The 14,172-nt window shown below is 47.8% G+C and carries 9 protein-coding genes and 2 pseudogenes; 8 read left to right on the top strand and 3 right to left on the bottom strand.

The features are described from left to right. Window positions 1–254: 254 nt before the first annotated feature. A complete protein-coding gene (locus GMA8713_RS13725) occupies window positions 255–1,424 on the top strand; it encodes a MalY/PatB family protein (protein WP_062710798.1) in 1,170 nt (389 codons plus the stop codon). 96 nt (window positions 1,425–1,520) lie between these two features. Here the strand turns inward: GMA8713_RS13725 and GMA8713_RS13720 are convergent, their stop codons facing one another. Together GMA8713_RS13720 and GMA8713_RS13715 are read right to left on the bottom strand one after the other, a co-directional pair. Continuing rightward, a complete protein-coding gene (locus tag GMA8713_RS13720) occupies window positions 1,521–2,060 on the bottom strand; it encodes a DUF1176 domain-containing protein (protein WP_062710795.1) in 540 nt (179 codons plus the stop codon). A gap of 247 nt (window positions 2,061–2,307) precedes the next feature. Continuing rightward, window positions 2,308–2,763, bottom strand: a complete 456-nt coding sequence (locus GMA8713_RS13715) for a c-type cytochrome (RefSeq protein WP_084387737.1) — start codon at window positions 2,761–2,763, stop codon at window positions 2,308–2,310. 150 nt (window positions 2,764–2,913) lie between these two features. Here GMA8713_RS13715 and GMA8713_RS13710 point away from each other — a divergent pair, with 150 nt between their 5' ends. The 7 genes and pseudogenes from GMA8713_RS13710 (at window position 2,914) to GMA8713_RS13685 (ending at window position 12,988) form a co-directional block, all read left to right on the top strand. Continuing rightward, the gene (locus GMA8713_RS13710; RefSeq protein ID WP_062710792.1) at window positions 2,914–3,528 is read left to right on the top strand and encodes a cytochrome b/b6 domain-containing protein; all 615 of its coding nucleotides are present in this window, start codon (window positions 2,914–2,916) and stop codon (window positions 3,526–3,528) included. A gap of 281 nt (window positions 3,529–3,809) precedes the next feature. Further along, window positions 3,810–4,862: a PTS fructose transporter subunit EIIC gene (locus GMA8713_RS13705; RefSeq protein WP_062710789.1), complete on the top strand. Its 1,053-nt coding sequence runs from the start codon at window positions 3,810–3,812 to the stop codon at window positions 4,860–4,862. A 36-nt stretch (window positions 4,863–4,898) separates the two neighbouring features. Next, window positions 4,899–5,213, top strand: coding sequence for a PTS fructose-like transporter subunit IIB (locus GMA8713_RS13700; RefSeq protein ID WP_062710786.1), 315 nt, complete (start codon window positions 4,899–4,901; stop codon window positions 5,211–5,213). Between the two features lie 118 nt (window positions 5,214–5,331). Then, a complete protein-coding gene (locus tag GMA8713_RS13695; protein ID WP_062710783.1) occupies window positions 5,332–6,168 on the top strand; it encodes a helix-turn-helix transcriptional regulator in 837 nt (278 codons plus the stop codon). Between the two features lie 299 nt (window positions 6,169–6,467). Beyond that, window positions 6,468–11,930: a Calx-beta domain-containing protein gene (locus GMA8713_RS13690; RefSeq protein ID WP_062710779.1), complete on the top strand. Its 5,463-nt coding sequence runs from the start codon at window positions 6,468–6,470 to the stop codon at window positions 11,928–11,930. 15 nt (window positions 11,931–11,945) lie between these two features. After that, window positions 11,946–12,122: pseudogene (locus tag GMA8713_RS26800) on the top strand (helix-turn-helix transcriptional regulator); the annotation flags it as partial. 266 nt (window positions 12,123–12,388) lie between these two features. Next, a pseudogene (locus tag GMA8713_RS13685) lies at window positions 12,389–12,988 on the top strand (tyrosine-type recombinase/integrase). Window positions 12,989–13,132: 144 nt separating this feature from the next. Here the strand turns inward: GMA8713_RS13685 and hflC are convergent. Continuing rightward, window positions 13,133–14,131, bottom strand: coding sequence for a protease modulator HflC (hflC, locus tag GMA8713_RS13680; protein WP_062710776.1), 999 nt, complete (start codon window positions 14,129–14,131; stop codon window positions 13,133–13,135). Between the last annotated feature and the right edge of the window lie 41 nt (window positions 14,132–14,172).

The raw sequence follows: 14,172 nt of genomic DNA, 5'->3' as shown, positions 1-14,172 counted from the left end.
GAGGGCCTCCCTTCGGGCGAGTTGACTGACGTCGTGCTCTTTGTTGTTCCTTTTTGATGGAGGTGACTACACCTACAAAGGAACGCCGCGATCACAACGCCAGTCAAACTCGCTGAATCCTGCATCTTCAGGTTATTTGGGTATACGTCAATCGGGCTTCGGCCCGATTTTTATTTCAGGCAACGACTCCCCCTTTCCCATTCCCATCTAGTTTCAGTAAGCTAGGGTTATTGACCCCAAAAGGAACACTGAGAATGGACGTATCAACCCACCAATTTGATTTTGATAAAGAAGTCGACCGCACTAAAAGCTATAGCGATAAATGGGACAAATACAAAGGTCAGGACATCCTTCCAATGTGGGTTGCTGACAGTGATTTCCAATCCCCACCAGCGGTAATCGAAGCACTCCAAGAGCGCGTATCACACGGCGTGTTTGGCTATACCCATGCGTCAGATACCTTGACTGAGATTTTCGTCGCCCGCATGAAATCCCGCTACAACTGGGACATTCAACCTGAGTGGGTGGTCTATCTTCCTGGTTTAGTATGTGGGCTTAACATCGCAGCACGCGCTTTGACTGACGAAGGCCAAACCATTATCAGCCCGAGCCCAATCTATCCGCCTTTTATTTCTTCTGCAAAATTCGCTGAGCGTCCGCTAGTGAAAGCCACAGTGAAGCTGACAGATGGCCGCTGGATGCCGGATTTGGTAGAAGCTGAGGAACAACTCTCTGGTAAAGGTGGTTTACTGCAAATGTGTAACCCGCTAAACCCGGGTGGGACGGTTTATACCCGCGAAGAGTTGGAAGCTACGCTAGCGTTTGCGGAAAAACATGATTTGTTTGTGTGTTCAGACGAAATCCATTGCGATCTGATCCTAGACGGTGACAAGCAACACATTCCATTCGCAAGCATCAGTGAAAGTGCCGAGCAGCGTAGCGTGACACTCATGGCACCCAGTAAAACCTTCAACATTGCTGGGCTTGGGGCTTCTATCGCCATCATTCCCAATGCAAAACTTCGCCAGCGCTTTAGCAAGATCAAGCGTGGTATCGTACCGGGGGTTAACGTATTGGCCTTCACCGCGGCCGAAGCAGCTTATGAACATGGCGAAGCCTGGCTTCAAGAGCAACTTTGCTATCTGGCAGGCCACCGCGATTACCTCATGCAGGAAATTAACGCCCTGCCCGGCATGAAACTGGAGCACATCGAAGCCACTTACCTTGCTTGGATTGATTGCAGTGAATTGCCTGTCGACAATCCTCATCGTTTCTTTGAGGAAGCAGGCGTAGGGCTCTCCCCTGGACTGGACTTTGGTAACCGCAAATTCGTAAGACTGAACTTTGGGTGCACGAGGAAAACGTTGGATCAGGCGTTGCAACGAATGAAAAGCGCCATTAAGACTTTGCCTTTTAAAGGCTAGAGAAACTTCGTCATGGCAACACCTGAAGGCACATGCCAAATCATGTACCTTCAGGTCTTTCAGCCTTGCGCCCACCGACTTCAGCTCCCTTCGAGCTCAACCCCTATTGATGTAAAACTGCTCGATAAATAACAGTGATGCCGTGACGCCTCGCAACGATAATCTGTATGAAACTTCATTGCCGCTTTGGCTAACATAGTCGATCTTCATCCATCGTCCCGCTTTCATAGCTGGGATAAGTTTCTGTGTATCTTCAGCACTCAACTTAACACCATTCAATGAGTTGGGTTGGGCTGAGAACGTCATTGCTGGATCGTTATCTATCTGAAATGTCACACGGTCTGAGGGGTATTTACCGTCCAAAACATTGTAAAACTCAATCGTGTAATAAGTGGAGATACCACGCTGAAGAGTCAGTTGAAAAACAGTGCCATCCCCATAGTTGAACGCCGACTTATCACGAACACTGGCATTAGCACGGCATATTCCGGAGTTGCGTGAATTTGATATCTCTTGGCACACGACTAACCAGTCTTTGAAATAACTCCTCACTTCTCCCGGAAAAGCAGCAAGCTGGAACGAACTAAGCAGGAGTAACCAAAATAAATTGGACGTTTTTAACACTTGCCTCTTCAAAGCCCCTCTCCTCTGTATCCATCTCATGAACAGGTTGTTTTATATACCCTACTAGAGTCTGCTGACCTTTGGTGATGTTTTTATCAGCAATTTGTAGGAATTTTATGCAAGGCAGAGACTTCTCATTCAGCTAGCCTACACGAGAAGCGATAACGCTTTTGGCCAGAGCGGAGTTTAACCACCAAAGATCAACAGCCCTTAGAGTCATGAATACAAAAACAGCGCCAAATGGCGCTGTTTTTGTCTGCTAGCGTTTAACCCGATAACCACGGTGACAGGCTTTACAGGAGCGGTCGGCACTTTTGATTGCCGCTTCCAGAGCATCATCGTCTTGCGCTACGGCTGCATCGGCCATTGATACAAAACTTGTTTGCAGGCCATCAAGACCAGATTCAAACTTATCCCACTTCGTCCAAACTGCTGGCTTACTGCGGCTATCAAAGCTACTGCCTTCCGGGAACATCCCTTTCAGCGCGCCTACTGTGTCGGCGTTTTTGATTGCCAGATTGCGGATGGTTTCCCAATCCGAGTCGCTGCCATCTTCGGCTTTCTTCAAGCTTTTAAATGTGTCCGCGATAGAGAGGAAATTTTGCTGGCGATTATCAATCACTTCAGAAAAATCCTGCGCCATCGCTGCACCAGACACCATCAGCAGAGCACTGACCAACCCGATTGCTTTACTTCTTGTTGCAATTCTTTTCACGACTTTATCCCTGTAATGCTGTTGAATCGACGAATAACATCATAAAACCTAACAATTTTATGGATATTTCTGTTAAAACTCGACAGAAAAATTGTAACGTTTCGCGTTAAACTCCAGACCTACATTTCCCCGAAAAATCAGGAACAAATCATGAAGATATGGGACGCACCGACCCGCATTTATCATTGGCTACAAGCCGTATTGTTTACGGCGATGTGTGTGACCGGATTTCTTCAAGAGGGTCCACACCTGACCATTGGCCTCGCACTCGCTGCATTGCTGGTTTGGCGAATCCTTTGGGGTTTAGTCGGTAGCAAGACCAGCCGATTCCTGCATTTTGTAAAATCACCGCGTTCAGCAGTGAACTACCTCCTCGGTAAAGAAGAGCATGACGGTGTCGGCCATAACCCTGCTGGCGGATTGATGGTCATCTTCATGCTGTCATTGTTAGTGTTTCAGTGTTTTATCGGGATGGCCCAAGCGGGGTATTTTGACGATTACATCAGCGACGAAAGCTGGCTGTATGACATCGACCTTCTGGCTGCTCTCCACCTTTATGGCGCATATTTGTTGATTGGATTAGTCGGCGCACATTTAACCGCCATTGCCATTTACAGCGCAAAAGGAATATCATTGGTGAAAGCGATGATTACGGGAAGGCAATCCCAGTTGCAACCGACTTCCCTGTTCTTCCGGTCGAACAAACGGGCGGGAGCAATACTGCTCGGGATAGGTGGATTCCTGACGTACTTCGTATCTGGATAACCTAAAAAGAACAGCGCTCACCAGGCGCTGTTCTTTTATCTTGACTATTCACCATCTAACACCACGCATATTTCATGCTTCCTATCTGCTATCGCTCTCTCATTTTCAGCCTCGTAAGGCACTGATCTATAGCGATATGTGATTGCCTTCTCAGTCGAATCAAGATGCAACATTTCTCCAGTAAAGGGCTTATTTGTCCAATATATTAAGCAAAATGCCGGGCGCATAATCAGACCAACTCAAAACACAAATCTAATAACTCGAACTTAAAGGTCTGAATCATGAAAACGAATATTGCTGAACTAAAACGGCACCTTCTCACCGGCACCAGCCACATGCTTCCATTCGTTGTAGCAGGTGGTGTTCTGCTGGCTCTGTCAGTGATGCTGAACGGTAAAGGTGCAGTGCCAGAGGGTGTATTCCTGGGAGGTCTGTGGGACATGGGTATCGCAGGTTTCACCCTGTTTGTACCGGTTCTGGGTGGCTACATTGCTTACTCTATCGCTGACCGTCCTGCACTGGCACCGGGTATGATTGGTGCTTACCTGGCTAACCAGGTTCAAGCCGGCTTCCTTGGTGCTATCGTGGTGGGTTTCATCGCGGGTTACGTCGTTCTGCAACTGAAGCGCATCCCTCTTTCCAACAAGCTTAAAGCGCTGTCTACCTACTTCATTATCCCTATCGGCGGTACCTTCATCGTGTCTGCACTGGTGGTATGGGTTATCGGTCAACCCATCGCTGCCTTCATGGCATTCATGAACGAAGGCCTGCAATCCATGGCTGGCGCATCTAAAGCCATTCTGGGTGCGGTGCTGGGCGGTATGACAGCATTCGATATGGGCGGTCCAATCAACAAAGTTGCCACTCTGTTCGCACAAACTCAGGTAGGTACACAACCATGGCTGATGGGTGGTGTTGGTGTTGCTATCTGTGTTCCACCACTGGGTATGGCACTGGCAACTTTCCTAGCACCTAAGAAGTACTCTGCAGAAGAACAGGAAGCGGGCAAAGCGGCGGCAATCATGGGCTGTATCGGTATCACTGAAGGTGCCATTCCATTCGCAGCGAACGACCCAGCACGCGTGATTCCAGCCATAGTAGCAGGCGGCATGGTAGGTAACATCGTGGCCTTTATGGCGGGAGTTCTGAACCACGCACCATGGGGTGGCCTGATTGTCCTCCCGGTCGTCGAAGGTCGAATGATGTATGTCGTCGCAGTCATCGCCGGTGCAGCAACCACAGCACTGATTGTGAACGCACTGAAGAAACCTGTCGCTGACCGCGAAGAAGAAAAACAAGCACAAACCGAAGAACTGGAACTGTCCTTCGATTAACGAACAAAGCAATAAGAAATACATAGGTAAATGAATATGAAATTGATTGGTGTAACTTCTTGCCCTTCAGGCGTAGCACACACTTACATGGCAGCCGAAGCACTGGAAACAGCAGCAAAAGCAAAAGGCTGGGACGCGAAGATTGAAACCCAAGGCGCGATTGGTATCGAAAACGAACTGAGCGCTGCTGAAATCGAAGCCGCTGATGTGGTTGTCCTGACAAAAGACATCGCTATCAAGAAAGAAGAGCGCTTCGCGGGTAAGAAAATTGTCCGAGTCACTGTGACTCAAGCGGCAAAACAAGCCCCTGAAATTATCGCCAAGCTGGAAAGCATGCTGGCGCAAGCGTAAGTAAAAACAAACCGCGGCAAGGTTCCCCTGCCGCGGTTCTTCCGTTCAGGCTCGAAAGGCAAATCCTTTTAAATCCCCTTTTTCCACGCTTTACGCTTCGTTTTAGAAGGCTCCATTCATGCAACACAATATCGCCGCTTCCCTTAGCAACTTTCATGGCACGCTTGCCAAGGTATGTTGCAGTGAAAACACCCCGCCAGAGGGCGCTTACCAGGTAAACTTCAACCGTCTGGAAGTGATTCTGGAAGGGAAATACGACCTGATTGTGGATTCAAGAAACGGCGAGAAGACGCTGGCATTGCAACAAGGAGAAATGGTCTACATCCCTTCCAATGCCTGGAGCAAACCCACTTGGGAAAACAGCTGCAAGATGATGTCGATACTGTTCGGCAAGCATCAGGTTGGCTTTAGCTTCGTGCATTTTGATGAAAACGAAGGCTACGTCGATGTGCAAAAACACGCCATGCCTCTCCCAACATCCATGGCCGTCGAACATGTTCTGGATGCTCTCAACAGCATGACCGATGAAAGCCGTTCAGTCGTGATGGCCGACCACCTCGCCAATGCACTGCTGGTCTACTGCAATGAACTGCTGCAAGGCCCGCAGCAAGAGAAAGTCAGCCGTGGCGAGAAGCTTTACCGGAGCATGTGTATTTACGTGCAGGAAAACTTCCACAAAGACATCACCCGCGTTTCCGTCGCCAGCCGCTTTGGCGTTTCTTCTGCGCATGTCTCCCGCCTGTTTAATCAGGAAGGCTCAGTGAAATACGCCGATTACGTCACCTACGTCCGACTCGACCGCGCCAAATTTATGCTCAAGAAGTACAACTTTAAAGTGGACGAAATCGCCCACCGCTGCGGGTTTAAAGACACCAATTACTTTTGCCGGGTGTTTAAGCAGAAAACAGGGAAAACGCCGAGTGAGTATAGGTTGGGGGTTTATCAAACCGAATAGAGCAATCAAAGACTCTTCCGGTTGACAGGGCAATCATGGATGACGCGGAATGAAACACCAGTGAAATCATATATGTCATCAGTAACGTCACCGACATCAAACTGATCTGCAGCCCCACTACCCCGAACAGGACAGCCTAAGCCATTCCAAACAATTTAACCCTATGTCCTTCCATAGTTTTTCCCTACAAAAGCCAGGTATTAGAAAACGCTAAGTTTGATCAAGCATAAACTCACTCAAGCGTATAATCTCAAATAAGACACAGAAATGTCTGATTTTTTAACGCAGTGGATTTTTTAATGCGATTAGTTTTTCGGGGCTCACAGATAAATTTCAGCCAAAACTGGCATCACTCGGTTGTTGGTATTCAGAACGTTGAAAGCCTGTTTAACGTTGCATTAAATGCCCACCCGCAATCTTCTCTCAATATCACATTAAGCCCGACAGACCACATATCCTTTTTTGGCACTCAATTGGCCCCCCATGGCTACTCACAAACACGTAAAAGTCGCGTTTATCAAAACAATAACTTAAAACATAGCGTCGATGTCTTTCAGGCAAAAGTTCAGAACCCAGCAAGCTTCAACCAAACAATAAACTGTACTCACCAACACTACTCATTGACGTTCCTATTAACGAGCACGTGGTTTGGACAAGCACTTGAGTCGGACTTTCCTAATTTGTTTTCTGGTGGAAGCGGGGGAAACGGTGGCAGCAATAGCAATTTTTCGTTGTTTCCAGAGAACCATAACAATCAATCATCTTCGAATAACCCGCCAGAATCTGGCATACCGTTGGATCTCTTGATTCTGGATACAGATAAAATTGAGGCTCTGACTGACGAAACTCTTGATGTTGAAGCTAATGAATTCGCTGAAAATTCCCCCCACTCCTCGGAACAAAGCGCAGCGTCAAAGGCCCACACACCTAATGAACAAGACGCTGAGCAGCCTCAAATTGCAGCCAACCACCGCAGACATGACTACGCGGAAGAGAATTACCATCTCCATAAAGGAGGAAGCCCACCCGTTCAAACCGTCGATCCCGCGATGACAGCCTCTCATTCAGTCGAAGTTGTCAGCGTCTCCACAACCCCCGGAGTGGAAGAAAATGCAGGAGAAAGTTTCTGTCGATTCAACGTCACCCTTTCTGAAGCTCCCGTCGAAACGGCCACATTTTCTTATAGTCTCACGAGTCTTACAGCAACAGTAGGAGAAGACTTTTCCAGTATTTTGTTCGCTACAAATGGCGTTTCAGTCGGTAGTGGCCAATTGGTTGTGCCACCAGGTATCAGCACCTTTGTAGTGATGGTATCGATCAAAGAAGATACTGTGTTTGAAAACTCAGAGAACTTTAACTTCACTGTGGGCGGGAAGTCAGCGATGGGGACCATTCAGGACAATGACCCCCACCCTGAAATAATAGAGATATCACTCAACACAGAAGACGTATTGGAAAGCGATAGCGTCGGTTTCGACGTGAAGATGAGTCAGGCCTCTGTGGTTGAAACATCTTTCAGTTTTGATTTCCTTGAAGGCAGCGCGGTAAAAGGTACCGACTTCTCCAGTATCGCATCGTTTTCAGACGGTGTGTCATTTGATAGCACAACAAAGGAGATTACTGTTTCACCTCACATAGACCGTTTTTCCTTCACGGTTGATACCTATCAGGACAGTGTTGATGAACCAAACGAGAGCATCATTGTCAGCGTCGGGGGTAAACAGGCAGTCGCAAACATCATTGATGATGACGCCGCTCCAGAGGTCGAAGAAATACAGGACGCTGTCAATGCGTTTGGCAGCACAATTTACGAATCCCAATCAGCGATATTCACGGTTAACCTGACTAATCCCGCCTCTCAAACGACACAATACCACCTTTCTCTTTCAAACCTGACAGCGACGTCCGTAGAGGATTACTCATTTGACTGGAGCTTTACCGAGGGCGTGACATTCGATGCCACAACCGGTCTATTATCTGTACCGGCTTATGTAGCGTCGTTTCAGATGCTTGTTCCAACGATCGGTGACCTCATTGATGAACCAGACGAAACATTCCGGATGGACATTGACAATGAAAGTGCCACCGCCACCATTGTTGATGACGATCCCCTACCCGCTATTACTTTTGTCAGTAATGGCTTAAACCCGTTTGGTCAACAAATTGATGAGGGTGACCCTGCACATTTCACCGTTTCATTAACAAATCCCTCGAGTAGCCAACTGTCCTATAACCTGAATCTTTCAGATATTACTGCGGTAGCGTCTGCCGATTATTCAACACTATTAAGCTTTACCGACGGTGTTACGTATGACGGGTTACTGGATCTGCTCTATGTACCGGCTGGGATCAGCACATTTAGTGTCAGTTTGTCGACCATACAAGACCCTTATGGCGAAGTGGATGAAAGCTTCTCGCTTACCGTAGGAGGAAAAACGGGCACCGCCGTCATATTGGATGATGACCCGCATTCGCCAGTGATTACCGTGAGCGATGCACTCGACTTCAGTGGAAACCCGGTCGATGAAGCGGATGTAGCCATATTTACAGTGTCACTCAGTAGCCCTTTGGGTTACAGCGCCGAATACTCCGTTTCCCTTACAGACGGCACGGCTACCGTATCCTCAGATTATTCCAATGCCATGGTATTTTCGGGCAACGTGGCTTACGACTCAGGAACAGGGAAAGTCACGGTGCCTGCGGGCGAAACAATATTTACTGTCTCTGTTCCCACCAATACAGATACAACGGATGAAAACAATGAAACCTTTACGCTCAGGGTCGGAGGAGATTCAGGTATCGCAACCATCATTGATGATGACCCCGCCCCCACCATCACGTCGGTCAGTAACGCGGTGGACAGCGGCGGTAATGTGGTCGATGAGGCCGAAGGGGCGGTGTTTACTGTCTCCCTCTCCAACCCTTCGGCATTCTCGGTGGATTTTTCGCTGGTACTCGCCAACGGCACCGCAACCTTAACCAGTGACTACACCAATGCCATAACCTTCTCTGATGGCGTCACCTACAACAGCGGTACCGGGCTGGTCAGCGTGCCGGCTGGCGTTACCAGTTTTACTGTCACAGTACCAACAGTCACTGACAACATTGATGAAAGTAACGAGACCTTTACCCTGACGGTCGGAGGACAATCCGGCACGGCTACCATCATTGATGATGATCCTGCTCCCACCATCACGTCGGTCAGTAACGCGGTGGACAGCGGCGGTAACGCGGTCGATGAAGCCGAGAACGCCGTGTTTACCGTCTCCCTCTCCAACCCTTCGGCATTCTCGGTGAATTTTTTGCTGGCACTTACCAATGGAACAGCAACCCTGACCGATGATTACACCAGCACCATGGTCTTTTCCGATGGAGTGACTTACAACGGCGGTACTGGCCTGGTCACTGTTCCCGCTGGGGTGACAAGCTTTACAGTAACCGTTCCCACTGTCAGCGATACCATCGATGAAGCAGATGAAACCTTCACGTTGACCATTGGCGGGCAAACGGGAACCGCTTCAATATTGGATGACGATATAACGACACCGATCGTGAGCCTGACGGATGATGCTAACGATAACAGCATTATCCTTGCCGCCGAGGGTGCAGCGACGTCAACCAATATCGAAGTGACCATCAATCACGATAAGTTTGTGGCTGGCGGTTCTGTCGTCATAGACGTTATCAACGACACAAACCTATCTACTGTTGAACTGATTTATGCAGGCGGGACATTGGAATTTGCTGGTGGTGGGGCAGCATCCGGATATAGCTATAACAGTTCGACAGGTGTCATTTCCTGGAATGAACCAACTACTCCCGATGGTAAAACCCTTGATGTTTCTGCCTACCAAATCGATGTGAGAGCCAATACATCATCAACAGGAAATGACGGCGCGTTGATGGATGATTTACCAACGGCTTCCAGCGGAAACTTGCTTGAATCCGCCGATTCAGCACTGATTTCTTTTGCTTTCTCAGAAAGCATTTCAGATGCAGTGGATGACGCCAGTTTGGTGGATACCAAAGAGACAGATGTCACCGTCTCTGCATTACCAGCGCGAGATACCCTAGTGTTTGTTGATGACAATGGTGAGTTTCAGTTTGTCGAAGCTGGTGACACCTTTACCTCTGATACCGAAATGCGCGTGCTGCAATCACACCAGCACTTTGGCGAGAACAGTATCTACACCGATGTTTCTATGGCCGGAACCAACTCAGTCAGTGAGGGGGACGTCACTATTCGCGCCGTCACTTATACTGGCGATAGCCCAGATCAAGCCAGCGTTTTGACTAGTCAACTATTGGCGTACGGGAACTCCTCCCCCTTATACTCATTTGATGGCCTCGGCGTGGACAGTGGAAGCGGAACTGCCGAAGTTGACTCCCTATACAAAGAAAGTCTGGTCATCGACTTTGGCACAAAAACAATGCGGGACGTGCAGATTGATTTACAAAGTGTACTGTATGCGCCCACTGGCTCTGCTGGTGCCATTACACACGCTATCGTACTGAATAATAACGTTCAGCTAGCAGACTACTCCTACACAGACATAATGAACAACACTGACGGGAGAGCCATCATCTCAATTGAAGAGTCAGGCGGCTTTGATGAAATTCGACTATATGTCGTCAGCATCGACCCACTCGTCAATAGAAACTTCACCGTGAGCGCCATACGTGCCACGGAATACACATCACCCCAAAACATAGACTTCTATGCTACGGACTCATCAGGCCAAACAAGTAGCACAGAGGCTCTGACTATTGACTACAACTCCGAAGGATTAGACGCAACAGGGAACCTCGCCAGAGACTCATTCCGAGTGGTTGGGGGCGAAAATGCGACCAATCCCGACCAAATGTCAGTCACTTTTCGCGAAGATTATTGGGGAAAAATCACCGGCAGTGATGGCACCCCAGAGTATACAGACTCAGGTATCAGCTACTCCTCAACGTCGGCTCAAGCGGTTCACGGCTACGGCGGCGATGACCGCATAGAAACCGCAGCAGGAGACGACCTTATTTTTACGGGCGCTACAGGCGGTACACTGGGCACCGATGACGAACTAGAAATGTTGCCTATTGATATCCGTAACTCTGAATTTGCTACCCGTCCCCTCGGTAATGATGCTTCCAGCCTGACTAACCTCAACGGGATTCTGGTGGTTGACGTAATTTCTGGTCTGACCGTGGACATTGCCAATGGCGGCAGTGGCAATGACATTATTCACGGTGGTGAAGGCACAGATTTTCTTTACGGGCACACAGACAATGATTGGCTATTTGGTTACAACCACAATGATTTGATTCGTGGTGGTGAAGGGAATGATCGCATCTATGGGGGGTTGGGTCATGACGTGATGCTTGGTGACGGTGGAGATGATATTTTCTATTGGATGCAAGAAGATATCGATGCCAGCATTTTTGAACAAGATGAAGTGACAGGTTTCGTCGAAGGCGAGGATATGATTGATTTGTCCGATTTGTTGTCTTCAGGATCAAATACCCTTGACCTGCTGTGGATAACAGAGAACGCAGGTGGTACTTCAATCATCCATATAGACACCGATCAAGATGGACTCAGCGACCAAGATATATATATCCGCTTTTTCGATTTGGATAATTGGTCTTCAGGCGGAACCTTCAAGTCAGGCATTTTCACCCCAGAAACTGAAGCCTTGCTGTTTACCGGTGCAGAGACAATTACCATCACCGCAACCCAAATCACCATTGACGTTCCCGACACTATCGTCATTTGACGCTCCGAAGACAAAGCCGAACACATCACCCACTTCCGACTCCACCGCGCCAGACCCATACTCAATAAGTACAACTTTAAAGTGAACGAAATTGCTCACCGCTGCGGGTTTAAAGACACCAATTACTTTTGCAGGGTGTTTAAGCAGAAGACAGGGAAAACGCCGAGTGAGTATCGATTGGGGGCCGTGTAGCGTTCCGACAACACCTTTTAGAAGAAGCGATTCCAACCACGAACCACGCAACTCTCAACAGTCTTCGATAACAATTGAAGGCGTAGTAAGCGACATTTGACCAATCCAAGTCAGAGCATTCGTTATTCAAAAGGTTTTTGCCCCATTTCTTCTTAGTGTAATTACTTCACACAAAATACTGAGCCCTTATTCGCATTAGGCAAGATTATTAAAAATCGCCATTCCTAAAATTAACTAGTCACTCAAATAACCGATGGAGGAAGACCATGGTGACAATTAATCAGAAGAGACGACACCTAGGACAAAAGAAGCCATTTAAACTCGAAGACATCTGGCGTATCCGCACACGCCTTGAGATAGAAGGCAATCTCATGGAGTTGGCTCTGTTAAATCTCGAAATTGACAGCAAACTAAGATCTTGTGACTTACTGAATATGAGGGTCTGCGATATCTCGTCATCAGGTATCATTCATCCAAGAGTTCTGTTCACTCAGAGCAAAACAAAACGGGATGTACAATTTGAAGTTACAGCAAAAACCCAGCACGCTATCAGTCAGTGGTTGTTTGTCAGTCAGCTTTCAGCGTAGGACTTTATCTTCCCCAGTCCCAGAAAACGTGGTGCGCCAATGAGTTATTCATACTACGCTCACATTATAAAACGCTGGGCAGCAATACTAGGACTTGATGCAGCTCAATATGGTACTCACTCCATGCGAAGGACTAAGGCAACACTGATTTATGCGCGAACAAAAAACATCCGGGCAGTACAGCTACTTTTAGGGCATGTGAAACTTGATAACACCATTCGCTATCTTGGTGTCGAGATCGAAGATGTGCTCAAAATTTCTGAAGATACAGATATCTAGCAATGGGATTAATATAACCCACATTCAGTATTCGTTAAGCTGGATACTGGATGAAATATTTAACGTTGACTTGCCTGCACCGCTGTAAGCAGCAGGCGACTTCTATCCTCCTTTAATTTCAAATTTCGCTTGGCTTAATAGCTGTTAATCATCTGATTGCTTGGTCTCTTGCTTCGACGAAAGTGTCTCAAAGCCACCTAGAAACCTAAACAAATCCCCATCTGTCGAGAGAATGACCGACGTGTTATCTGAAAAAACAGAATCGTATGACCTTAATGTTCTAATGAACTCATAAAATTCAACTGCGTCATTACTTTGATTGTACGCCCGTGAGTATATTTCGGCGGCTTTGGCATCTGCTGCCCCTCTGATCTCTTCCACTTCTCGATAAGCTTCAGACTGAATTTTATCCAACTCTCTCACTCTGTCACCGCGAATTCTTGCTGACTCGCCGTTGCCTTCAGATAAAAAACGTTCAGCGATCTGGCGACGTTCACTGATCATGCGTTCATAGATTTTTGGACGGACACTTTCATTGTAATTAATACGTTTGAAGCGGATATCAAGCAGCTCAATGCCAAATACCTGTATTTTTTGGGCTGCCGAGGTAAAGATCTCTTCTTCAACCCGTTTCCTTCCCTTGTAAATAGGCACAAGAGTGCCAATTTTTATCGTCTCTTCCATGTTGCCTATTAACCCATCTCGCACTGGCACTCTGTCTTTCGTTGTGCGGATCACCTCTATCAATTCATGTTTTGCAATCGCATTTCTGGTTTCGCTGCCGAGTATGTCATCGAGCCTCGACTGGGCACTGCGCTCATCTCTGAGGCGAAGATAGTACTGCAGCGGGTCGACGATTTTCCATCGGGCAAATAATTCAACAGAGATATAAAGCTTATCTTTTGTTGGCATATCAGAAGGGGCGCCATCCCACTCCAGCACCCGTTTTTCAACCACATTGACTTTCTGTATAAATGGCACCTTGATGTTTAGCCCAGGCGTCACCACTGGCGAACCGACGGGTTTACCAAACTGCGTAATGATCACTTGATCCACCTCATCCACCGTGTAGAGCGCACTGTATAACACCAACGTCACGACAGAGATAAGGGCGCTCACCACCCCAATGGTTTTGAATTTCATTGTCCTTCTCCCTGTCCGTCTTTAATGTTGAGTAGCGGCAG

The organism is Grimontia marina, from assembly GCF_900060185.1.
GTDB classification, from domain to species: Bacteria; Pseudomonadota; Gammaproteobacteria; order Enterobacterales; family Vibrionaceae; genus Enterovibrio; species Enterovibrio marinus.
The sequence above is the reverse complement of the archived record's forward strand: the minus strand, read 5'-3'. Positions and strand labels throughout refer to the sequence as shown.